Annotated in this window: 18 protein-coding genes and 1 pseudogene; 2 read left to right on the top strand and 17 right to left on the bottom strand. The window is 35.5% G+C overall.

The window, feature by feature from the left end; genetic code table 11:
* Positions 1-65: 65 nt before the first annotated feature.
* Positions 66-845 (top strand): annotated as a pseudogene (locus BR50_RS10200) (glycine betaine ABC transporter substrate-binding protein); the annotation flags it as partial.
* A gap of 116 nt (positions 846-961) precedes the next feature.
* Here the strand turns inward: BR50_RS10200 and BR50_RS10195 are convergent.
* From BR50_RS10195 to BR50_RS10185, 3 genes are read right to left on the bottom strand one after another with little or no spacing between them, the layout of a single operon-like run.
* Positions 962-2,641, bottom strand: a complete 1,680-nt coding sequence (locus BR50_RS10195) for a ribonuclease J (RefSeq protein ID WP_034548431.1) — start codon at positions 2,639-2,641, stop codon at positions 962-964.
* Between the two features lie 33 nt (positions 2,642-2,674).
* Entirely contained in the window at positions 2,675-3,553 is an 879-nt protein-coding gene (gene dapA, locus BR50_RS10190; RefSeq protein ID WP_034548430.1) for a 4-hydroxy-tetrahydrodipicolinate synthase, read from the bottom strand.
* Between the two features lie 32 nt (positions 3,554-3,585).
* Positions 3,586-4,635, bottom strand: coding sequence for an aspartate-semialdehyde dehydrogenase (locus BR50_RS10185; RefSeq protein WP_034548429.1), 1,050 nt, complete (start codon positions 4,633-4,635; stop codon positions 3,586-3,588).
* 207 nt (positions 4,636-4,842) lie between these two features.
* On the opposite strand from BR50_RS10185, the gene BR50_RS10180 reads away from it, so the two are divergent.
* On the top strand, positions 4,843-5,592 hold the full coding sequence (locus tag BR50_RS10180) for an alpha/beta hydrolase (RefSeq protein ID WP_034548427.1): 750 nt from the start codon (positions 4,843-4,845) through the stop codon (positions 5,590-5,592).
* Between the two features lie 56 nt (positions 5,593-5,648).
* Here the strand turns inward: BR50_RS10180 and pnp are convergent, their stop codons facing one another.
* The 14 genes from pnp to BR50_RS10110 all read right to left on the bottom strand — a co-directional run bounded on the left by pnp (position 5,649) and on the right by BR50_RS10110 (position 23,506).
* Positions 5,649-7,757, bottom strand: a complete 2,109-nt coding sequence (gene pnp, locus BR50_RS10175) for a polyribonucleotide nucleotidyltransferase (protein WP_034548426.1) — start codon at positions 7,755-7,757, stop codon at positions 5,649-5,651.
* Positions 7,758-7,953: 196 nt separating this feature from the next.
* Complete coding sequence (gene rpsO, locus BR50_RS10170; RefSeq protein ID WP_013710576.1) at positions 7,954-8,223, bottom strand: 30S ribosomal protein S15; 270 nt, start codon at positions 8,221-8,223, stop codon at positions 7,954-7,956.
* Positions 8,224-8,368: 145 nt separating this feature from the next.
* Entirely contained in the window at positions 8,369-10,363 is a 1,995-nt protein-coding gene (uvrB, locus tag BR50_RS10165; protein ID WP_034548425.1) for an excinuclease ABC subunit UvrB, read from the bottom strand.
* Between the two features lie 327 nt (positions 10,364-10,690).
* Positions 10,691-10,945 carry a 30S ribosomal protein S20 gene (rpsT, locus tag BR50_RS10160; RefSeq protein ID WP_034548424.1) on the bottom strand — a complete coding sequence of 85 codons (255 nt, stop codon included), beginning with the start codon at positions 10,943-10,945 and terminating at the stop codon, positions 10,691-10,693.
* 151 nt (positions 10,946-11,096) lie between these two features.
* Positions 11,097-12,137, bottom strand: a complete 1,041-nt coding sequence (holA, locus tag BR50_RS10155) for a DNA polymerase III subunit delta (protein ID WP_034548423.1) — start codon at positions 12,135-12,137, stop codon at positions 11,097-11,099.
* A gap of 72 nt (positions 12,138-12,209) precedes the next feature.
* On the bottom strand, positions 12,210-14,504 hold the full coding sequence (locus tag BR50_RS10150) for a DNA internalization-related competence protein ComEC/Rec2 (RefSeq protein WP_074200268.1): 2,295 nt from the start codon (positions 14,502-14,504) through the stop codon (positions 12,210-12,212).
* Between the two features lie 54 nt (positions 14,505-14,558).
* Complete coding sequence (locus tag BR50_RS10145) at positions 14,559-15,071, bottom strand: ComE operon protein 2 (protein ID WP_034548422.1); 513 nt, start codon at positions 15,069-15,071, stop codon at positions 14,559-14,561.
* Positions 15,072-15,181: 110 nt separating this feature from the next.
* Positions 15,182-15,892, bottom strand: coding sequence for a helix-hairpin-helix domain-containing protein (locus tag BR50_RS10140; RefSeq protein ID WP_034548420.1), 711 nt, complete (start codon positions 15,890-15,892; stop codon positions 15,182-15,184).
* A 257-nt stretch (positions 15,893-16,149) separates the two neighbouring features.
* Positions 16,150-17,193 (bottom strand): SepM family pheromone-processing serine protease, encoded by a 1,044-nt coding sequence (locus BR50_RS10135; RefSeq protein ID WP_034548419.1) that lies wholly within the window; start codon positions 17,191-17,193, stop codon positions 16,150-16,152.
* 47 nt (positions 17,194-17,240) lie between these two features.
* The gene (gene coaD, locus BR50_RS10130; protein WP_034548418.1) at positions 17,241-17,726 is read right to left on the bottom strand and encodes a pantetheine-phosphate adenylyltransferase; all 486 of its coding nucleotides are present in this window, start codon (positions 17,724-17,726) and stop codon (positions 17,241-17,243) included.
* Entirely contained in the window at positions 17,719-18,312 is a 594-nt protein-coding gene (rsmD, locus tag BR50_RS10125; protein WP_342741940.1) for a 16S rRNA (guanine(966)-N(2))-methyltransferase RsmD, read from the bottom strand. The genes coaD and rsmD overlap by 8 nt, the downstream gene beginning before the upstream one ends.
* Before the next feature lie 86 nt (positions 18,313-18,398).
* The gene (locus tag BR50_RS10120) at positions 18,399-18,725 is read right to left on the bottom strand and encodes a YlbG family protein (protein WP_034548414.1); all 327 of its coding nucleotides are present in this window, start codon (positions 18,723-18,725) and stop codon (positions 18,399-18,401) included.
* A gap of 68 nt (positions 18,726-18,793) precedes the next feature.
* Positions 18,794-19,966: a CAP-associated domain-containing protein gene (locus BR50_RS10115; protein WP_034548413.1), complete on the bottom strand. Its 1,173-nt coding sequence runs from the start codon at positions 19,964-19,966 to the stop codon at positions 18,794-18,796.
* A gap of 108 nt (positions 19,967-20,074) precedes the next feature.
* Positions 20,075-23,506, bottom strand: a complete 3,432-nt coding sequence (locus BR50_RS10110; RefSeq protein ID WP_034548410.1) for a pyruvate carboxylase — start codon at positions 23,504-23,506, stop codon at positions 20,075-20,077.
* Positions 23,507-23,514 lie beyond the last annotated feature (8 nt).

The raw sequence follows: 23,514 nt of genomic DNA, 5'->3' as shown, positions 1-23,514 counted from the left end.
TATCATTAGTTGCTGCAGGCTGCACAACAGAAGAATCAACCGACGATGAAGCTACAAACGTTGGTAATGGCCAAGAAATTGAGCTAGCTTATGTAGAATGGGATAGTGAAGTTGCTTCTACTAACGTTATCGGTAAAGTTTTAGAAAACTTAGGCTATGACGTATCACTGACACCATTAGATAACGCTGTTATGTGGCAAGCCGTATCTAGTGGCGATGCTGATGCAATGGTAGCTGCTTGGCTACCTGAAACTCATGGTTCTCAATTTGAAGAGTATGGCGATCAAGTGGTTGACTTAGGCTCGAACTTAGAAGGCGCAAAAGTTGGTTTAGTTGTTCCTGAATATATGGATGTCGATTCTATCGCTGACCTTTCTGATGAAGCTGAAATGACCATCACAGGTATCGAACCTGGTGCTGGTGTCGTTGCCGCAACTGAAACAGCGCTAGAAACTTATCCTAACTTGAGTGATTGGGACCTAAAAACTTCTTCATCTGGTGCAATGACTGTTGAATTAGGTCAAGCTATTAAAGATGAAGAAGAAATTATCATCACTGGTTGGTCTCCACATTGGATGTTCGCCACTTATGACTTGAAATATCTTGAAGATCCTGAAGGTGCATTTGGTGGAGAAGAAACAATCAACACTATGGCTCGTAAAGACTTAGAAGAAGATCTACCTGAAGCTTATCAAGTATTAGATCAATTTAATTGGACTACTGAAGAAATGGAAAGCATTATGTTAGCTATTTCTGAAGGTGAAGATCCTGAAGATGCAGCAGAAGCTTGGATCGAAGAAAATCCAGACCGTGTCGCTGAATGGACTGAAGGCGTAACAAAATAATCTTTCAATGAACACAGTTAAGGAGCATTCACATTTTTGTGAATGCTCCTTTTTTCTGCCACCTAACAAAAAAACTCTCATTTCCTTTTAAAGGAAATGAGAGTTTTTTCGTCTAATTAATTTCTGCGGTTACGTGAACTTGTTTCCATAATAATTGGTAGAATAACTGGACGTCTACGTGTTTGTTCAAAAAGATGTTTATTTAAAGCATCTCTAATTTCTTGTTTGAGACGACTCCATTCAAATTCTTTTCGGCTTAAATTCTCTTCGACTACTTTTCTAATAATCTCATTGCTTTGATTGACTAAATCAGTATTATCTTTAACATATACAAACCCTCTAGTCATAACTTCAGGACCTGAGATAATTTTACTCTTTCTGCGATTAATAGTAACTACCGCTACGAATATACCATCTTCTGATAGCAATTTACGATCGCGTAAAACAATATTCCCAATATCGCCTATTCCAATACCATCGACCATCGTATTACCAACAGTCACTTGACCTGCTACATGCATACGGTTATTTTTGTATTCCATGATGTCGCCTTTACCTGGAATAAAAATATTTTTGTATGACATTCCTACTTCATGTGCAAGTTTTGCGTGTGCAGAAAGCATACGATATTGTCCTTGAACCGGAATGAAATAAGTTGGTTTGATCAAGTTGATCATTAATTTTAAATCATTAGGAGTAGCATGACCAGATGCTTTCAAATTATCTGAAATATGTTTTACCGTTCCGCCTGCTCGATAAATCAAATTTTCTGTTTGGGCAACGGTTACTTCCATTGCAGTTGATGGGCTTGTTACGATATAAACTAAGTCGCCCTCTTTTATATTCACTTGAGTGTGCTTCCCTTTCGCCATGCGCGATAAGGTCTTAATAGGCTCACCAGTAGCTCCTGTTTCCAAAACAACTATCTGTTGATCATCGTATTTTTCAATGTCTGCTACAGGGACGATTAGATCTTCACTTGGCAATTGAAGCTTATTCAACTGCATTGCAATTTGAACGATTTTTTCAAGATTACTCCCAGTGATAAAAATCTTTTTATGCGATTTTTGAGCAGCGTCTAATACTTGTTGAATACGCAAAATATTGCTCGCTACGCTTGCAACAATGATACGGCCGTTAGCATTTTGGAATGTATCCAATACTTCTTCTGCTACTTTCAAATCACTTATATTCTCAACCGGACTTTCAGCTTCGCTTGAATCGCTTAATAATGCTAAAACATTGTCTTTTCCGATATCAGCAATACGGGATAAATTACTTTGGTACATTGGTTTAGCACTTTGGTCGAATTTAAAATCGCCTGTATAAACGATGCTTCCTTCAGTTGTTTTAAGAGCTATCCCAACAGAATCAGGAATAGTATGGGTTGTTCTGAAGAAACTGGCAATTACATCACCAAATTCTATCTCAGTATTTTCATCAATAATGTGGTAGTCATCAAATGTACTTACTTGACTATCTTTTTCAACAAATAACTTTGCAAATGCTATCGTTAGTTCAGTTCCAAATACGGGAACATCAAATTTTTGAAGAAAATAAGGCAATGCTCCAATTGCGTCTTCATGTCCATGTGTTAGAAATACTCCAGTAACACGATTTCTATTTTCTTCTAAATAACTAAAGTCAGGAATGACTACATCTATTCCTAGTAATTCTGTTTCAGGATACATCAATCCACAGTCTAAAACGAATATGTCTTCGTCCACTTCAACAGCATACATATTTTTTCCATTTTCGCGCACGCCACCTAGTGGGATAATTTTTATTGTACTCATTTCTTCACCTCTCTTACTTTCAATTTATTATTTTTATTTTTTTAAATTTAATGATTTCAATATAACTTCTTCTTCTTCTTTCGTACAAGCCACTAACGGCAATCTTACACCGCCTACATTAATTCCTAAATGATTTAGTACCAATTTAACCGGTGCCGGAGATGGGACGCTGAACAAACTATTCATTTTTGGAACCAAATCACGGTGTATCTGTGCCGCTTCAGCCAAAGAGCCTGTTTCTAAAAAATCGTACATTTTAGAGATTTCATTCCCTAAAACATGACTAGCTACAGAAATCACACCAGTAGCCCCGATACATTTTGCAGGAAAAGCATTTCCATCTTCACCAGTATAGACTAAGAAATCTTCAGAAGTTCTTTTGATTTCTTCACTTACAGCATCTAGACCTAAACATTCTTTCACACCAATGATATTTTTAATAGTGGAAAGTTTGATCGTCGTCTCAGGATCAATAGACACACTCGTACGACCAGGAACATTATAAATAATGATTGGTAGGGTTGTACTAGCCGCCACCGCTTCAAAATGAGCGTATAAACCAGCTTGATTGGGTTTACTGTAATAGGGAACCACTACTAGTGCTGCATCGATGCCAGCAATGTTTTCAACCTCTTTTGTAAAAGCAATCGTTTCAGCCGTATTAAATGATCCTGTACCGACAATGATTGGAACACGTCCTGCTGTTAGTTCAACTGTTTTACGATATAATGCTACTTTTTCCTCATGAGCTAGTGTAGGAGATTCTCCAGTTGTTCCTCCCACAACTAATCCTTCGGTTCCATTTTCAAGCAAGAAATCGATCAATTTTTCTAATTTCCCATAATCAACCGATCCTTGTTCATTAAATGGAGTTGTCATAGCTGTTATAATGCGAGCTTTTTTTAAATCCATTAAAATCACCCTTCGTTTTAAATTTAACTTTTTTAGTTTCTTTCTTTGATCAATCCTAGTTTGTATAAACTTTCAGCTATTTGAACAGAATTCCAAGCTGCACCCTTTAATAAGTTATCAGAAACGATCCACATATGATAACCTTTGTCTTCGTCTCTATCTTTTCGTATTCTTCCAACAAAAGTTTCTTTCTTGCCTTCTGCTTCCAAGGCTGTTGGATAAATTTGGTTAGCTGGATCATCTTGAAGCACTACACCAGGAGCATTTCTCAAAATTTCTTGGATAGCCGTTACGCTAGTTCCATCTTCTTTCACTTCAATGTATACGGATTCTGAATGCCCTGAAACAACTGGAATACGAACACATGTTGCAGAAACTTTTATTTTGTTATCACCCATAATTTTTTTCGTTTCATTGATCATTTTTAACTCTTCAAATGTATAGCCATCTTCAGCAAATAAATCAATTTGAGGTAAAGCATTAAAAGCAATTGGAAAATGTTTTTTATCCCCGCCCGATGGTAAAATAGCTGCTTCATATGGTTCACCATTTAGCATGTGTTGTGCTTGCTCTTTCATTTCGTTAATCGCATAAATACCTGCCCCGCTGACTGCTTGATAAGTCGAAACGATGATACGGTCTAATCCATATTGCTTACGAATAGGTTCTAATGCGACCATTAATTGTATAGTAGAACAGTTTGGATTAGCTATGATCCCTTTGTGAGAACGGATAGCCTCTTCGTTTACTTCTGGAACGACTAAAGGAACATCTGGATCCATTCTATATGCGCTTGTATTATCAATGACAACTGCACCGCATTTTACAGCTTCAGGAGCAAATTGTTTTGAAATTGATCCGCCCGCACTAAATAATGCAATATCAACATTTTCAAAAGATTTAGCTGTTGTTTCTTGAATTTCTACTTCTTTACCCTTAAAAAGTAACTTTTTTCCAGCAGATCTTTTAGAAGCTAAAAATTTCACACTTTTTATTGGAAAAGTAGCTTGTTCCAACATTTGAATCATTTTTGTTCCTACCGCTCCAGTTGCTCCCACAACTGCAATCGTATATCCATTCATTTTTTATCTCTCCTACTACAATTTTCATTTTTTAATCTTATCTATTAACCACATGTACTCCCAATATATATTTTAGCACAATTTCAAAGGAATTTATACAAATGTAGATTATTCGCTCTTTTTTGTTTTATTTATCTAACGAATAAAACAAAATTATGCTACACTTTTTTACATACTCTCATTTAAATAAATTTGAAAGGAGCATTTATGAAGTCTAGATACAAAATTTTAATTGCTAGTTTAGTTCTGTTAGTGCTGATTCTTTTAGGTGGTCTATTTTTAGTGCACAACAAGACTTACCAGCCTTTAAGTGAAGCTTTAAAAGAAGCTCGATCTACCAATCAATACACAGTCAAGGAAACGCAAGAATCGATTATTTTTTACCCATTGAATGATCAACAGGAAACTTCTATCCTATTTTACCAAGGAGGTCTAGTAGAAGAAAAAAGTTATAGCACGATTGCGGCTAAGCTTGCCGCGAAAGGTTATCCTGTTTATTTGGTTAAACATACATTGAACCTTGCTGTTACCGATAAAAATAAAGCGAGTGCTATTATCGCTGAAGAAAAAATTGAAAACTATGTTATAGGTGGCCATTCCTTAGGTGGTGTCATGGCTAGCCAGTTTGCAAATCAATCAAGTTCTAAACAATTAAAGGGTGTTTTTTTATTGGCCAGCTACACCGATGAAAAAAATCGGCTAGATGATCTGCCTATATCAGTTATCTCGATTATTGGTTCTAATGATGGACTGATTGATAATCAGGCTTATCAATCAGGGAAAGATTACTTACCTGACTCCACTTCGTTTCATACTATTAAAGGCGGAAACCATGCCGGATTTGGTGATTATGGAAACCAAGAAGGCGATAAACCTGCCAGCATCTTACCTGAAGAACAGCAAGAAGAAACTGTTAAACTATTAACGGAATGGCTAAAATCAATCGAAGTAAACTAAATCAAAAGAAAAGAGCCCAATTTTTTCAAATTGAGCTCTTTTTTCTATTTACTTTTTTATTTTTCTTCACTTTCCAATAACACTTTACGAGAAAGATTGATTCTTCCTTGTTTATCGATTTCAATAACTTTAACATCAAATTGTTCGCCTAGAGAGATAACATCTTCGACTTTGGCAACACGTTCATTTGCTAATTCAGAAATATGGACTAATCCATCTTTTCCTTTAGCAATATCAACAAATGCCCCAAATTTTTCAATTCGTTTCACTTTTCCTGAGTAAACTTTTCCAACTTCAATGTCTTTTGTCAATTCATCAATAATTTCTTTGGCACGTTTGATCATTGATGCATCTTCAGATGCGATACTGATATTTCCTTCTTGGTCTATATCAATTTTAACGCCGGTTTCATCAATGATTGAATTGATTTGATCGCCACCGCGGCCAATAACAACTTTGATTTTTTCAGGTTTGATTTGCATCATTTCAATTTTAGGAGCATATGCACTTAATTCTTCATGCGGCTCAGCAATTGTAGACGTCAATTCATTCAGAATTTCCATTCTAGCTTTTTTAGCCTGCGTTAATGCTTCTTCTAAAATTTGTTCCGTGATACCTTCAATTTTGATGTCCATTTGAAGAGCAGTAATTCCCTTGCTTGTACCCGCTACTTTAAAGTCCATATCGCCTAAGTGGTCTTCTAATCCTTGAATATCAGTTAAGACAGTATAATTTTCGCCCTCTTTAACAAGACCCATTGCGATTCCAGCTACAGGAGCCTTGATTGGTACACCAGCATCCATTAAAGCTAATGTTCCGGCACAAATACTTGCTTGCGATGAAGAACCGTTTGATTCAAGAACTTCAGCAACTAAGCGAATCATGTAAGGGAAATCTTCTTCACTTGGAATAACTTGTGATAAAGCGCGTTCTCCTAATGCTCCATGTCCAATTTCTCTACGACCTGGTCCACGTGCGGGGCCGGTACTTCCAACAGAATACTGTGGGAAATTGTAATGATGGATAAATCGTTTGCTGTTTTCAACTCCAAGACCATCAATAATTTGATGTTCGCCTAATGGAGCTAGAGTCGCTATAGACAAGGCTTGCGTTTGTCCACGTGTGAACAAACCGGATCCATGTGCTCTTGGTAAAAGCCCAATTTCTGAAGCTAAAGAACGGATCTCATCGATTTTACGACCATCTGGTCTGATTTTATCGACTGTAATTAAACGGCGCACTTCATTTTTTTCCATGTCTTCAACAATTTGTTTTACTTCTTTATTGATCCGTTTAATTTCAGCATTTTCTTGATATTTTTCCTCATAAAAAGCCTTTGCTTCGTCTTTAGTATCTTCAATATTTTCTTCACGAGCTAATTTTTCTTCTGTTTGGATAGCTGCTACCATCTTAGCTTGAAAAGCGTCATTTACTTCTTTTTCTAACTCTTCATCGATCTGCAACAATTGGATAACCATTTTTTCTTTCCCAACAACAGCTACAATTTCCTCTTGGAAAGCAACTAATTCTTGGATCGCTCTATGCCCAAACATCAAAGCACCTAACATATCTTCTTCAGAAACTTCAGCGGCTCCACTTTCAACCATATTAATGGCCTCTTTTGTGCCTGCAACAGTTAAATGAATGTCAGATAATGCTTCTTGTTCAACAGTTGGATTGATAATATATTCTCCATCTACACGACCTACATCAACACTTGCAATAGGACCATTAAACGGAATGTCAGAAATAGCAAGTGACAAAGAAGAACCAAACATTGCTGAAAAGGTTGGTGAACAATTGCGGTCTACTGACATGACTGTATTTGTGATTTGAACTTCATTACGAAATCCTTCTGCAAACATTGGACGAATTGGACGGTCAATTAATCGAGCCGTTAAAGTAGCATTTTCACTTGGACGTGCTTCTCTTTTAATGAACCCACCCGGGATTTTACCAATTGAATACATTTTTTCATCGTAATTTACAGTCAAAGGAAAGAAATCGACATCTTTCGCTTTTTTACTAGCTACTGCTGCAGTTAACACGACAGTATCATCATAGCGAATCAAAGTCGCTCCATTAGCTTGTTTTGCTAATTGCCCAACCTCAACTGTTAATGTACGTCCTGCCCATTCTTTAGTAAAAACTTGTTTCTCTGTCATTGTGTGCATTTCTCCTTTTTTTGAAGCTTTTATTCGTTTTTTCCAAACAGACTACTAAACAAATGTCAAAATTCAATTTCATTTAAATACTCACATTTGTATAGTAGGATGGACAACAAAATAAAAAGCTTTTTCTTTTACAAACAAAATGAAGCGAGATTCCTTAGAACCTCGCTTCTAAATAGACTACGAAAAATTAACGACGTAGACCTAATCTTTGAATCAATTCACGGTAACGAGTAATATCTTTATTGCGTAAGTACGCAAGCAAGTTACGACGGTGACCAATTTTTTTCATAAGTCCACGATAAGAATGGTGGTCTTTTTTGTGAACACGTGCGTGTTCGTTTAAGTGGTTGATCTCAGCTGTTAATACAGCAACTTGTACTTCGGGAGAACCTGTGTCTCCTTCATGAATTGCGTATTCCTTGATGATCTCATTTTTGCGTTCTTTAGAAATTGACATTTCTAAACACCTCTTTCCTCAATTTTTCCTCTTACTGAGTAGACGTTGGTGATTCGTTTTACCAAGTAGAAGGTCTGTGCTTAATACACTCTTAAATCTTACTAGAATTTATAGTAAAATGCAAGTTTTTATTTGATAGATTATTTTATTTCAATTTATATTGAGCCGTTATTTCTAATACCATATCTCTCAAATTAGCCGCTTTTTCAAAGTTTAATTCTTTTGCAGCTAGTTTCATTTCTATTTCCAAACCGTCAATCACTTCTAATCGCTGTGCTCTAGTCATTTTAGCGATATTCTCGATACCTGATGCTCCGTCTTCTTTTCCTTTTATCACAGAGGTGATTGAAATCAAATCGCGAATATCTTTGATGATTGTTTTAGGAGTAATACCATATTTTTCGTTATACTCTTTTTGCGTTTCACGACGTCTTTCCGTTTCTGACATGGCTGCACGCATGGAGTCGGTAATTCGATCTGCATACATAATAACTCTCCCATTTTCATTACGTGCGGCTCGTCCGATTGTCTGAACAAGTGCGCGTTCGCTTCTCAGAAATCCTTCTTTATCCGCGTCTAGAATAATAACCAATGATACTTCTGGTACATCTATACCTTCACGTAGTAAGTTGATACCGATCAACACATCATATACGCCTAAACGCAGATTTCGAATAATCTCTGTTCGTTCAAGCGTTTTTATTTCACTGTGTAGATAAGCAACTTTGATCCCTACTTCTTTTAAGTAGTCCGTTAGATCTTCTGACATTTTTTTAGTTAAGGTCGTGATAAAGACACGCTCATTCTTTTCAGAACGCTCATTTATCTCATCAATCAAATCATCAATTTGCCCTTTGATTGGACGTACTTCTATGATTGGATCGAGCAATCCTGTTGGACGAATGATTTGTTCGATCACTTCTGGAGCTCTTTCCAATTCATATGGTCCCGGCGTTGCTGAAATGTACATAATTTGATTGACATGTTTCTCAAACTCTTCCAAGCGAAGCGGTCTATTATCTAAGGCACTCGGTAGTCTGAATCCATATTCAATTAATTGTTCTTTTCTAGCTCTATCGCCATTGTACATTCCTCTAATTTGAGACATAGTGATATGAGACTCATCTATCACAATTAGAAAATCATCTGGAAAGAAATCAATTAGTGTATAAGGCGCTTCTCCAGTTTTACGACCATCCATGTGCCTAGAATAATTTTCAATACCTGAACAATAACCCATTTCTAATAGCATTTCCAAATCATAATTTGTCCGTTGCTCTAACCGTTGTGCTTCAATTAATTTATCTTCAGCACGAAGAACCTTTAATCGTTGTTCCAGTTCTTCTTGAATATTTTTAATAGCTGACCTTGTTTGTTCATCATTGGCTACAAAGTGAGTTGCTGGAAAGATAGGGACATGTTGAACATCAGCTTTAACTTCACCTGTTAAAACATCTACTTCTCTGATACGATCGATTTCATCACCAAAGAACTCTACACGTATCGCTTCGCTGTCACGCGACGCTAAGAATATTTCTACTACGTCCCCTCTAACACGAAATCGTCCACGCTGAAAATCGATATCATTACGCTCAAATTGCATATCAACTAATCGACGCAACATTTCATCTCGGTTCATTTCAGTACCTACACGTAAAGAAAGCACATGGTCTCGGTAATCTTTTGGATTGACCAAACCATAAATACAAGAAACTGAAGCAACTACAATAACGTCTCTTCTTTCTAGTAAAGAACTTGTAGCAGAATGACGTAATTTATCTATCTCATCATTGACACTTGATTCTTTTTCAATAAAAGTATCACTTGAAGGAACATAGGCCTCTGGTTGATAGTAATCATAGTAACTAACAAAATATTCTACAGCATTATCGGGGAAAAACTCTTTGAATTCTCCATATAATTGACCTGCTAAAGTTTTATTATGCGCAATAACTAAAGTTGGTCTATTTACTTCTTTAATTACATTTGAGACCGTAAATGTTTTCCCAGTTCCTGTGGCACCTAATAAAGTTTGTTCTTTCTCACCTTTTTCGAGACCGGCAATTAACTTTTTGATTGCTTCTGGCTGATCACCACTAGGCTGGTATTTAGAAACCAGTTCAAATTGGTCTTTTGGCATTTTACGTACCTCCTTGCTCTTCTATTAAATCTAAAACGGATCCTATCTAATGTAAAACACATCGTTTTTAATTCTACCCTATTATCTTATCATTGAACATGTGTTCTTACAACTAATTAGCTAAAGGTTACATAAGTAATTGAAAAATTTATTTTAATTACTATCGGAAACTCGATCAGCTTCTTCATTCAGTTAACAGATCGTGATAGTACCCTAAATACTATAGTCTTTCTTTTGATGCTCGAAATACTCAAAATAAAAAAGCAGTAAGGCCTGACTAATCAGGACCTTACTACTTTTTTTATGACTCTTTATAACAATGACCTCTTATTTAACTAATTTAGCAGATAAACGAGATTTGTCACGGTTAGCTTTATTTTTATGAATCAATCCTTTAGATGCAGCCATGTCAATTGATTTGATTGCTTCTTTAAGTAATTGTTCAGAGTTTTCGTTACCTGCTTCAATAGCTTGAACGTATTTTTTTATAGCAGTACGCATTGAACTTTTTTGAACGTTGTTTTGTGCAGCTGATTTCTCAGAAGTACGAACACGTTTGATTGCAGCTTCGATGTTTGGCATTTGATTCACCCCACTTTCAATTATTTACAACTTAAAATAGTTTATTCCAGTTGTTTCAACAAACTCAATTATACATAAAGATATCTCTCAATGCAATAAAAATGTGTAAAGTTTTTTTACTTGATAGCTATAGCATCTTAAATTCCTATATCTATGTTCTTTTACTGACCTTTTTTTGTGCATACTGCAGAACAAATAGTTCAAACTGCATTTCTTTATCGCCTTTTCCTGTTTTCAAACGATACTCAGCATCAATCAATCCGTTATAAGCTTCAACTAGTGCGTATTCCTCAATTTTCCTCATCTGCTGAACAGCTAGCTTCACACGGTAAGGATGCGTTTTTAACTGTTTAGCAATATCTCCTTGCTGATAGCCTTTTTTTTCTAAAATTTTAACTTGGATCAACAATCGAAATTGAGAAGTCATGATTGCATTTATTTTGATTGGGTCTTCTTTTTGCAACAACAGGTCTTGATATAAGTTAAGCGCTTGTCCTACATTTTTTTTCAAGACATATTCATTTAACGCAAAAATATTTTGTTCTAGCGATTTAGCTACTAATTCTTGAACAGCTTCCTTTGTAATAAATTTAGTGTCCTGTGCATAAAGAAAAAGTTTCGGTAACTCTCCCATCGCTACCGATAATTTAGCATCCGTTAATTGAATAAATAATTCAAACGCTTCTGGAGAATAACGGTACTCTTCATTTGCAATCGTATCCTTGAGATATTTACGCATCTCTTTTTCTGACAAGGCATTAACTTCGAGTATTGTGGCTGTTTTTTTTAGTAATTTAGTTATTTTTTTACGCTCATCTAATTTTTCATATGGAGCAAAAAATACAAGTGTGGTTGACTCAGAAGGATGAGTTAAGTAATTCTCTAACCATTTCAAATCATGCTCTAACTTTGATTTTGTTTTTTCACCTGTTAAGAAAAAAGGCCTATCCACAAAGACAACGCGTCGGTCGCCAAAAAATGGAATAGATTCTGCATCTTCTAAGGCTGTGCCGATAGATATTTCTTCCATATCGTATGCACCATAGTTCAGTTCTATTTCTTCTGTTTTTAATAAAGAATCAAGTAGCGTTTTCCTAGCTACATTTGCTAAGTACGACTCTGTTCCTAGTACCACATAAATACGGGCAATAGTCCCATTTTTTATCTTTGCTAATTCTGATACAAAGTTCACTCTGTTCCACCGCTTTCTTGTATTCTCTCTATGGTACAAAGCATTAAATTATTTTGCAAGACTATTAATGAATTATTTTAGAATCGTTTGAAAATCTTTTTCTATCATACCACTTAAACGATTTGAATACGTATACCTAAAACTGCCCTGTAAGTCTGTTCGGTAAACAATCGTATTCAAATCAGCCATTCGTTCTAATACCTCGCCATTAGGGTGATTGTAGCGGTTGTTTAATCCGCATGAAATTAATGCTATTTTTGGTTTCATTTGTTGAATAAATTGCTCGCTAGTCGATGTTTGGCTTCCGTGGTGTGCAACCTTTAGAATATCTACCCTTAAGTTGGGATAGAAAGCTGCTAATTCTGCTTCTCCTGCTTCTTCGATGTCTCCAGTAAACAACCAATAGTAGCTTCCTATTTCTCCATACAGCACTAATGAATCATTGTTTCCGCCTTCTCCAGCTTTTACTGGCCATAATACTGCTAAAGATGGACCAAAAAGTTGCTTTTTCGTATTTTCAGCCGTAATTGCCCTTAGTTGTGTTTCATTTCTTTCTAACGTTTGTGCTACATCATGAAATAACTGTTTTTTTGTTGTACCTACAGGAAAAATCAGTTCTTTCACTTCAATATTCTGAGCTAATTCTTTTAATTCACCCATATGATCTTCGTCACCGTGCGTAATAAAAACTTGATCTAATTGTGTTAAACCTAAAGACTTGATAATAGGTATCAAAACACGGCTTGCCACAGTTGACTGATTCTTTCTTATTTGCCATTCTTCTTTTTCAAATGCTATTGTCCCACCTGTGTCAATCAAATAGACACCAGCCCCAAAAGGCTCCTTGATTAAAATAGCATCTCCTTGACCGACATCTATTAAGAGAACTTCTCCAAAAGGATTATATTTTTGGTAATAAATAAAAACAGTAAAAACAAGGGTCAGCAAAATAATTGACCGTTTTATTTTTTTTTGCTCTTCCAATGCTATAAGAAAAATAATCAGTACGACTATTACCAAAATGAATAGACCAGTGGGAACTTTCCCTGTAACGAAAGTCCCATATGGGAAGAGCTTGATTTTTAAAACCAACCATTCAATTATCCTCAACAAACCTTCTGTTACACTTATAAGAAAATGAAAGCATTGCGTTCCTGACAGCGGATAGGAACTAATAAAAAGTACAATGATCAAAGGCATAATGATCCAAGTAAACAAAGGAACAAAAATCAAATTTGTAAACATTCCTAGCCATGAAAATTCAAAGAAATGAAAACTGAGAATTGGAATCGAAATAAGAGTCAAAATAAAAGAAATACACAAACTATTTACACTATTGAATTTTGATTGATTAAATAAAGAGTTTGAAAATAGAATCAATGTTAAACTCAGTAAATAGCTCAATTGAAAGCCGATAGAAAAAATTTGATAAGGATCTATCCAAAGACCGATAATTAACGTCCATGACCATGCATCAAGACCTGAAATAGGTTTGCCAAGGCGTGAACTAGTTTGACTGATCAAACTCATCACAATAGCTCTAAATATACTTGTTCCCCAGTAAGTTAAACTTCCATATATGGGTAGAAAAAATAATAAAAATAAATACGTTTTCTCTCGAGTAACACCAATCCGCCAGAGAATATACGTTAATCCTGCTATGAAAAATTGGATGTGCAGACCAGAAATACTCAACAAATGAATAATGCCAATTTGTTTATACCCATTCATCACTTGATCGTCAATAGAACTAGTGTCGGCAAATAGAAGTGTTTTGATATAACTTGAAACCATAACTGTTGTTTCTTTTTCAATATGAGCTAAAATAGCCTGTCTTATGTTTTTTAAATTCAGTTTATCAAAAAAAAAATTTTTCTGGATTTCAGAACGAGTGTCGATTGTTTCAGCCTGTAATGTCCAATGAATTTTATTTTGGTGCAAATAACTTTGGTAATCAAATTGATTTAAGTTTCTATTTTTTTCAGGCTTACTTAATGAACCCGTCACTATAAAATCCTCTACTTTTCGTTGCTTCTCCCAACTGTTTTTTTCTGCTTCAGTAGATAGGCGATAAAAAACAACGATTTTTTCAGAAAGATTTACCTTTTCTCCAGATTCTTTAACTCTACCATAAAATTGAAGTTGATCTCCATCGATCTTCAACTTATTTGGATCAAGTTCAATCAAAAATGATTGTTCCTCTGCTAGAAGGTTCGTTTGGTTGTTATCTTTTTCTAATCCTACAAAAAAAATTGTCACAATCATTAGTAAACAAGAATAAACAATTATATTTTTTTTACGTGTACATACTAATCGAATCAGCCAAAAAAAGAGCAATAAAAACCTTAACCAATGAGTCGTTAACATAATAATAGTACACAATAAACAGGAAATGGCTGGAAAAAGGACATATCCTTTCAACTATTGAATAGGTGTGTGTCCATCACTACGGCTTAAACTAGCTTGGATATTGGTATTGAAATCTAGTTGTTGGAAAAAATCTTTTGGAAGTGCGACTTTTTGACATTGAACATGGGCTTGTTCAATCAACTTCACTGCATAAGCGTTGTTATGGTAATCTTCTAAATAATTTATTTTTGTTATACCGGCTTGGATAATCATTTTTGTGCACTGCAAGCAAGGAAAATGAGTAACATATATTTCAGCACCTTGAGTTTGTGCTCCAAATTTTGCACATTGAAGAATCGCATTCATTTCAGCATGAATAGTTCGCAGACAATGACCATCAACTACATAACAGCCTTCATCTATGCAGTGTACATCTCCGCTGACCGACCCATTGTAGCCTCCTGCAATGATCCTTTTTTCTCTTACAATTGTTGCTCCGACAGTTAAACGAGTACATGTACTTCGTAAAGACAACAATAAGCTTTGAGACATAAAATATTGATCCCAAGGTATGCGTTCCGCCATATTCATCCTCCTACTAATTTATCTGTTTAATTTTTTTATTTTACCTATTTTCTCAAGTATACAAAAGGCCGTTAAGACTTTCAACACTTCATTTTTAACCGTTGCGTTCTTTAATCATTGCCCACTGTCACGCTCGCTTTTAATGCTTCAAAAGTTTTTTCACCAATGCCGGACACATTTTTCAAGTCTTCAATTGTCTGAAAAGAACCATTTTCTTGTCTATAACTCACAATTTGTTCTGCTTTTTTCTCTCCTATCCCCGATAGTTGCTGCAACTGAATTGCGTCTGCAAGGTTGATGTTCACTTTTGCAGAATTTGTCATTTCCTCTGTATTTTCAGTTACTGTAACAATGTTTGCTTCCAGTGAAGGTGCGGAAGTTTCTTGGACTGTTTCCTCTGCTCCAACTTCTCCGATCTCCGGAATAAATATAACCATCTGGTCTGTTAATTTTAACGACAAGTTTACTGGTTTTTGATCAGCCTTATCACTAAAACCTCCAGCTAAATTAACGGCATCAATTAGGCGCATATCATTTGTCACTTCATACACTCCTGGAAGGTAAACTGCACCTTTGACGTCCACATAAATTTTTTCTGTTTGGCTTGTTGAACTTTGATCTATTTGATTCAGTTCTATTGAACTCTGACTCTGATTTTCACTTTCCAAATAACTCATCATAGTTGAGGGTTCTTTTACTGAATTTGCATCTTTAAAAAACAGAAAACTGATGCCCACTATACTGAGGATCAGGCAGCCAAGCATACCTATTTCAATAAATAAACGTTGCTTAATTAACCACTCTTTGCCAGTTTTCAACATCTCCTTAAACTCCTTTTTGAGTTCTTCTAAATCTAATATACGTAAAAAATATTTTTTTCATTTAACCAATCACTTTAATTGATTTTTGCGTTTTTAATATGGTCAAATAGGTTGGAAGATCATTGGTTAAAAGGCACTACGCCATTTATTGGCAAATAAACAAAAATCTATTCTTTTTTTATCAGCAAAAAAGGGCTAAGACATTTTTGTCCTAACCCTCTTTCCTATTCTAGAATCTATTTGTTGCATTTAACCGACTATAATTTTTCTAAATAATCAATTGCATCTTGGAATGTTTTAACAGGTATAATTTTCATTTCTGTATCAATTTCTTTTGCCGCTTTAAGTGCTTCTTGATAATTAGAGGTCATTTCAGGATAATTATCTTGTATTACTGGATCAATAGTGTCGTCTGGAGCAAAAAATATTGTTGCTCCTTCATCACTAGCCGCAACAACCTTTTTATCGATCCCACCGATCCGGCCAATCGTCCCATCTGATTCTATCGTTCCAGTACCAGCAATTTCGTTCCCCTCACGCAGATCTTTGTCGACCAATTGCGTATAAATCTGTAGAGCAAACATAAAGCCGGCAGATGGACCACCAATTTCTCCAGCATTTATAGCTACCGGAATATCGGTTTTAATTGAGGTATTATCTACTAAAGAGATACCTAGACCTGCTTTTTTAGTTTCTTTCATTTCCATTAGTTTATCGGAAGTCGTTTGTTTTTCGCCGTTACGCTCATAGGCTACTTCGATTATTTGACCAACCTTTTGTTGTTGCACGTATTCGATAAATTCAACTGAACTATCAAAAGACTGTCCATCAAGAGAAAGAATCGTATCCCCGATTTCTAACTTCCCGTCAAAATTAGAACCTTCTAAGACGGACATGATATAAACGCCATTATACGTCAATTGATAGCTTTTTCCAGCTGCATCATACGCCATTTCAACAGCCGAATTAATTGAACTGGTCATGTAATAATTTTGTAGATTTGTATACTCTGCATCAGAAGTACCCGTACCAAAAAGTTTTTCTTTAGTCAGTCCTTCATGAAAAGGCATGTACTTCATAAAATATGTCAGAGGAGTAGCTCTTCGAATAGCAACAGTGGTCAACATAAAATGACCTTCTTCTTGATCTTTTTCGTTGTTGACCTCTACCAATTCATTTAAGTGAACAGCCGAACCAGGTCCTTCTATATAATACGGTATAGGCATAAACATTCCAGCAAGAATGAACACAATCAACACAATAAAGAGACTCTTACGATTTTTTCTTTCTTTGTTGTTCATTTCATTCATCCTTTGTGTGCATAAATTTACTCACTAATTAATCATTTTCACTTTTTATACTTTCTTTTTATGGCTTCATTAACACCTATTGGGACGAGACTGGAAACATCTCCTCCGAACATCGCTACTTCTTTGATCAAGCTTGAACTTAAGAAACGATATTTTTCATTTGACATTAAAAATATCGTTTCTATTTCCTGATGTTGAACTTTATTCATTGCCGCAATAGTTGATTCGTACTCGAAATCGGCATTGTTCCGTAACCCTCTTAACAAAGTTACTGCACCTATTCTTTTTGCTAAATCAACAGTCAGCCCACCACTATGCTCTGTTACACTTATATTTTCAATATGTTCTACTGCATTTTTTATAAAAGTCATTTTTTCTTCTAAAGAAAATAGAGCATTCTTCGACGTATTAGTCGAAACGGCTATTACGACTTGATCAAATAACTTTGAAGCTCTTTCTACAGTATCTAAATGTCCATTAGTAAATGGGTCAAAACTTCCTGGAAACAGAGCTATTCTATTCATTTGTCTCCTCCGTATTACTAACATATTCATACATGACGATTTGACTTGCTCCATAAATTTCATTTCTGTAGGCTGTTGCTGCTCCAATTTTTTCTTTTAAGTGAGTACGCTTATCTACCTCACAAATGATAATGGCTTCATCATTTAATAAACCAGAATCTATTATTTTTTCGATTTGTTTTTCAATTTCTTGCTTAGCATATGGGGGATCTAAAAATAAAAGATCGAATTTTTTATTGCCTTTTAGTAGATCTATAGCACGATTAGCATCATTTCGATAGACATCAAATTTTCCAGGTTCTTTTGTTACGTTTATATTTTCTTTGATTGTTTTAATAGCTAAAGGATCTTGATCAATCAATACAGCTTTATCCATACCTCGAGAAACAGCTTCGATTGCTAAACCTCCGCTCCCAGCAAATAAATCCAAACAAGCTCCTCCGTCAAAATACGGTCCTATGATGTTAAAAATAGATTCTTTTACTTTATCTGTCGTTGGTCTTGTATTGTTTCCAGGAACAGCTTTTAATTTTCTGCCTCCGTATTCACCTGTAATAATTCGCATTTTTAATCTTCCTTTCGTTATCTAGTTTACGCTATAAACAGAAACAGCTTCCATAATACTAAATGCTAAACAAGCCGATAATATACCGACTTATTCAGCATTTGTGATTAAAAGACAGCCTCGCTAGATTTGTTTTCTTCAATATCTTCTTTATTAGAATGTTCTTTATTAGAACTTTTTTTTTCTTTTCCAAAGAAATCTTTAAAATCTAAATTAATAAAAGGTCTATACGACAGTTCTACTTTTCGAACGAAATGTAGTTCGTTTAATTTTTTTTGCGTCATTTCTACATCGGATTGATTGATGTACATAACAACATATTTCATCCGTCGGGAAGCATAATGAATCAACCCAAAACGTTTAAGTGTTTTAAAATGCCTTAAACTATATACCCAAACTATGATTCCTTGTCTTTCATTTGTAGTTAACTCCATGTCTTTCCTCCTTTTTGTTGTTGACCTTTGCCTAATGTGTTGAAATTTTTTAAATCTTTTTTTAAATCTTAATGAAGAATAAGTAAGATATCATTACCGCGATAGGCTACCCCAATCTCTGTCATTCTAGCATCCATTAGAAATTTCCGTTCAATCTCAAGTGTGAGCCAATTCGTTACTAACCAAGTCATATCGGTTTTCTGATTGGAATACAAAATACGCACCTCATCTAGTTCTAAATTCGTTTTTTGTAAAGTATGTTCTATTTGCTCACTCGTGAGAGGTTGGAACTCTTGATTTGTATTATCTTCAACGTATCTAGACCTATCATCAAGGATATATGTTTCAGTAGAGGATAAACCGCTAGTTTCAGCAAAGCTGCCTTCTTCTTCCAATTGTGCATCCCCATCAAGAGTAAGTTGCATCTCTTGATCTATAAAGATAGTTTGAGCTGCTTCAGATAGAGCTTCACTCGCGTTTAATACAGAAAGTTCATACCTTTGGCGCAATATATTTAATATCTCGTATACCTGCTTTTTGTTGGCTTCGCTGATTGCTTTTTGATTGGCTTCATCTATATCTATAGAATCATCATCATTTACTACAGAACCATCATCATACACTCCTAAACGAAGCAAGGACGAAGCATCTAAATAACGAACAGCAGTAATCTGGTTCGTTGAACGATCCATCATCAATACTGCGAATGTTTGGTTATCAAAAGCAATCAAAGGACGATAATTCAAGTCGCTTTCTGTTAATTCTAAAGTTACTTGTTTATCTTGACTCTCAACAGAATAAGTTGGATAAAAACTAGCAATTTGAAATACTTCTGTAATAGACATACCAATTTCGAAGGGAGCAACATTTAAATCAGATCCCAATGCAAATAAATCTGTTATTACTCCATTTTTAACGCCTAATTGGATATAATCTGTTTCATGTTCTCCAAATATCCACTGTTCATCACCATATATCGTTGGATCTATTCGTTTTGGATCCCCAAAATTTTCTGTGAAACTTTCAACATTTTTACCTATATAACCGCCTAACCCTAAAACGGGAAGCTGTTCCGGTTCTAAATCAGTTGTTTGATAGTCAAAAGATTCGGATTGAATGGATTCACTTTCTTCTTTTGGTGTGATAATATCCGTTGGATTTTTTGAAATAACTTCCGGTAACCAGTAAACAATAAGAAGCATAATAAAAACCAGCGGCATAGCTCTTAAAAATGTCTTCACTCATTTAGCCTCCTCAATTTGGTAGCTAAAGAATTCTAGACTACTATTCTTGCTATATTTCTTATTTAAATAAGCTCTTTCTTAGTCCGATTCTTCACTATTTAAAATCTATTTGGCTTTGATTTCAATCAATAAATCTCCCGTTTCAATAACATCGTTGTCCTCAACGTAAATTTGATCAATAATTCCTTCTATATTTGCTTTAATGGTCGTTTCCATTTTCATGGCTTCCGTTATAATAATTGGCTGACCTTGGATCACTCGATCCCCTTTTTTGACCAGTACTTCAAGAACAGAACCTGGCATTGTTGCACCAATATGTTCTTTATTTGTAGGTTCCGCTTTTTTCCGAACCAATTTTGTACTTGTGATACTATGATCTTTTACGACTACTTCTCTTCCTTGACCATTTAAATCGAAATATAGGATACGCATCCCTTCAGAATTTGGTTCTCCAATTTGATTTAACTTTATGATCAATGTTTTCCCTTTTTCAATCTGAACTTCGATAGATTCCCCAGTTCGCATACCATGGAAAAAGGTCATCGTATCCAGTAATGTTACTTCACCAAAACTTTCAAGATTTTTACGGTAATCTAAAAAGACCTGTGGGTACATAATATAACTGAGCACATCTTCTTGGGTTGGCTCTGTTTGTATTTTTTCAGCTAGTTCTTTTTTGGCTTCGTTAAAATCAACTGGTTTAGCTAGACTACCAGGGCGAACAGTAATTGGTTTCTTATCTTTTAGTACAATGCGTTGTAGTTTTTCAGGAAAACCACCAGTAGGTTGTCCTAGGTCTCCCATGAAGAAACTAATAACAGATTCAGGGAAATCAATAGACATGCCTTTTTCATAAACATCTTCTTCTGATAACTTATTTTGAACCATAAATAAAGCCATATCACCAACGACTTTTGATGAAGGTGTTACTTTAACGATATCGCCAAACATTTGGTTAACTGTTGCATACATTGTTTTAACTTCATCCCATTGTTCTACTAAGCCTACTGCTTTAGATTGTTGTTGTAAATTAGTATATTGTCCACCGGGCATCTCATGTTGATAGACTTCAGTCGAGGGCGCACTGATCCCTACTTCAAAATCGCTGTAATGTGAACGAATATCTTCCCAATAATGATTGATTTGTTGAACGTTTTCGATTGAAATATCTGGAGCTCTATCTGCATTTACTAAGGCATAATACAAGCTATTCATGCTTGGTTGGCTAGTTGCACCACTCATAGCGCTCATAGCGACGTCTACGATATCCACACCTGCTTTTACTGCAGCAGCATAGGTGAATATTCCATTTCCACTGGTATCATGTGTGTGTAAATGAATTGGTACATTTACTGTCGCTTTTAATTCACTAATTAATCGATATGCCGCTTGGGGCATTAATATCCCAGACATATCTTTTACTGCAATTATATGAGCACCTTGATTTTCTAATTCTCTTGCCATATCTTTATAGTATTCTATTGTATATTTATCTCTTGTGGGATCGTTAATATCCCCGGTATAACAGATTGCTGCTTCAGCGATCTTTCCATTGTCGCGCACACTTTGAATACTTTTTTCCATTTGTTGGATCCAATTTAGGCTGTCAAAAATACGGAATACATCAATACCATTTTGGGCTGCTTGTTGGATAAAAGCTTCAATGACATTATCGGGATAATTTTGGTATCCGACCGCATTTGATCCTCTGAATAACATTTGCAGTAAAGTATCTGGCATTTTATTGCGCAATTTTGCCAGCCTTTCCCATGGATCTTCATTTAAGAAGCGATAAGCTACATCAAATGTTGCCCCTCCCCACATCTCTGAAGAAAATAATTGTGGAATGCCTTTTTGGGTTTCTTCAGCGATGTTCAAAAAGTCTTGCGTTCTCACACGAGTAGCCAATAAGCTTTGATGTGCATCTCTAAATGTTGTATCTGTCAGCAATACTTCTTGTTTGTTTTTGATCCATTCTACGACTGCTTCTGGACCATTTTTATCTAATATATTTTTTGCACTTTCATACCCATTTTCTAAAGTCAGTAATTTTGCAGGTTTTCTTGCTGGCGTAAAGAATTTTTTGTCCCTTTTCTCAATCCCAGGAAATCCATTAACAGTAATATTTCCAACATACTGCATCATTTTGTTTCCGCGATCTCTAACTTTTGAGAATTCAAACAATTCAGGTGTCGTATCAATGAAAGTTGTTTTAGCTTCACCTGATAGAAAAACAGGATGAGAGATAACGTTTTGCATAAACGGAATATTTGTTTTCACACCTCGAATACGAAATTCTTTTAATGCGCGTCCCATTTTTTGGACAGCTAATTCAAAAGTCGATGCTTGAACACAAGCCTTAACTAATAGCGAATCAAAGAAAGGTGTCACAACACTACCTTGGAAGCCATTTCCAGCATCAAGACGAATACCAAATCCACCTGGTGAACGATACGTATTGATTTTACCAGTGTCTGGCAAGAAATTATTCATCGGGTCTTCCGTTGTGATACGGCATTGGATTGCTGCTCCAATCAACGGGATATCTTTTTGTTGTGGTATTCGAATATCTTTATGCAAATCTTTGCCCTGAGCGATAAGGATTTGGGCTTGAACAATATCTATTCCTGTAATCATTTCAGTAATGGTATGTTCAACTTGTACGCGAGGATTAACTTCGATAAAGTAAAAGTTGTCCCCTTCTAATAGAAATTCAACTGTTCCGGCATTCACATAACCTACGTGTTCCATTAATTGCACAGCTGAATGACACATTTCCATTCTTAACTTCTCTGAGATAGACACACAAGGAGCGACTTCAACAACTTTTTGATGGCGTCGTTGAACAGAACAGTCTCTTTCATATAAATGCACGATATTCCCATGCGCATCACCTAAAATTTGGACTTCTATATGCTTGGGATCTTGTATATAACGCTCAACGTAAATCTCACCACTACCGAATGCTGCCTTAGCTTCACTTCTTGCTCGTTCAAAACTATCTTTTACATCTGCTTCACTGTTGGCAACCCGCATTCCACGTCCGCCTCCACCAAGTGCAGCCTTGATGATAATTGGGTAGCCGTATTTATTTCCGAATGCTTTAACGCCTTCTAAGTCAGCGACTGGTCCGTCAGATCCTGGAATAGATTGAATACCGGCAGCAATTGCCGCTTCTTTAGCCTTAATTTTATCCCCAAAAATATCTAAGTGATGAAGTTTAGGTCCAATAAAAATAATATTTTCTTCTTCACAACGTCTAGCAAAGTCAATATTTTCAGATAAAAAACCGTATCCTGGATGAATGGCATCCACTTCTGAGTCTTTGGCAATACGAATTAAGTCTTCTATATCTAAATAAGCATCAATCGGCTTTTTACCTTTTCCAACCAAATAAGCTTCATCCGCTTTAAAACGATGAACAGAACCTTCATCTTCTTGTGCATACACTGCCACCGTTTCAATAGCTAACTCTGTTAATGCTCGAAAAATACGAATGGCAATTTCACCACGATTTGCTACTAATACTTTTTTCATTATGTCAC

Source organism: Carnobacterium alterfunditum DSM 5972 (assembly GCF_000744115.1).
Lineage (GTDB): Bacteria > Bacillota > Bacilli > Lactobacillales > Carnobacteriaceae > Carnobacterium_B > Carnobacterium_B alterfunditum.
This window is presented reverse-complemented; position numbering and strand designations above follow the sequence as displayed.

Excerpts from the sequence above, each read along its gene's own strand:
- BR50_RS10195 (WP_034548431.1), bottom strand. The coding sequence starts at position 2,641 with ATGAGTACAATAAAAATTATCCCACTAGGTGGCGTGCGCGAAAATGGA.
- dapA (WP_034548430.1), bottom strand. The coding sequence starts at position 3,553 with ATGGATTTAAAAAAAGCTCGCATTATAACAGCTATGACAACTCCATTT.
- BR50_RS10185 (WP_034548429.1), bottom strand. The coding sequence starts at position 4,635 with ATGAATGGATATACGATTGCAGTTGTGGGAGCAACTGGAGCGGTAGGA.
- BR50_RS10180 (WP_034548427.1), top strand. The coding sequence starts at position 4,843 with ATGAAGTCTAGATACAAAATTTTAATTGCTAGTTTAGTTCTGTTAGTG.
- pnp (WP_034548426.1), bottom strand. The coding sequence starts at position 7,757 with ATGACAGAGAAACAAGTTTTTACTAAAGAATGGGCAGGACGTACATTA.
- rpsO (WP_013710576.1), bottom strand. The coding sequence starts at position 8,223 with ATGTCAATTTCTAAAGAACGCAAAAATGAGATCATCAAGGAATACGCA.
- uvrB (WP_034548425.1), bottom strand. The coding sequence starts at position 10,363 with ATGCCAAAAGACCAATTTGAACTGGTTTCTAAATACCAGCCTAGTGGT.
- rpsT (WP_034548424.1), bottom strand. The coding sequence starts at position 10,945 with ATGCCAAACATCGAAGCTGCAATCAAACGTGTTCGTACTTCTGAGAAA.
- BR50_RS10150 (WP_074200268.1), bottom strand. The coding sequence starts at position 14,504 with ATGTTAACGACTCATTGGTTAAGGTTTTTATTGCTCTTTTTTTGGCTG.
- BR50_RS10145 (WP_034548422.1), bottom strand. The coding sequence starts at position 15,071 with ATGGCGGAACGCATACCTTGGGATCAATATTTTATGTCTCAAAGCTTA.
- BR50_RS10140 (WP_034548420.1), bottom strand. The coding sequence starts at position 15,892 with ATGTTGAAAACTGGCAAAGAGTGGTTAATTAAGCAACGTTTATTTATT.
- BR50_RS10135 (WP_034548419.1), bottom strand. The coding sequence starts at position 17,193 with ATGAACAACAAAGAAAGAAAAAATCGTAAGAGTCTCTTTATTGTGTTG.
- coaD (WP_034548418.1), bottom strand. The coding sequence starts at position 17,726 with ATGAATAGAATAGCTCTGTTTCCAGGAAGTTTTGACCCATTTACTAAT.
- BR50_RS10120 (WP_034548414.1), bottom strand. The coding sequence starts at position 18,725 with ATGGAGTTAACTACAAATGAAAGACAAGGAATCATAGTTTGGGTATAT.
- BR50_RS10110 (WP_034548410.1), bottom strand. The coding sequence starts at position 23,506 with ATGAAAAAAGTATTAGTAGCAAATCGTGGTGAAATTGCCATTCGTATT.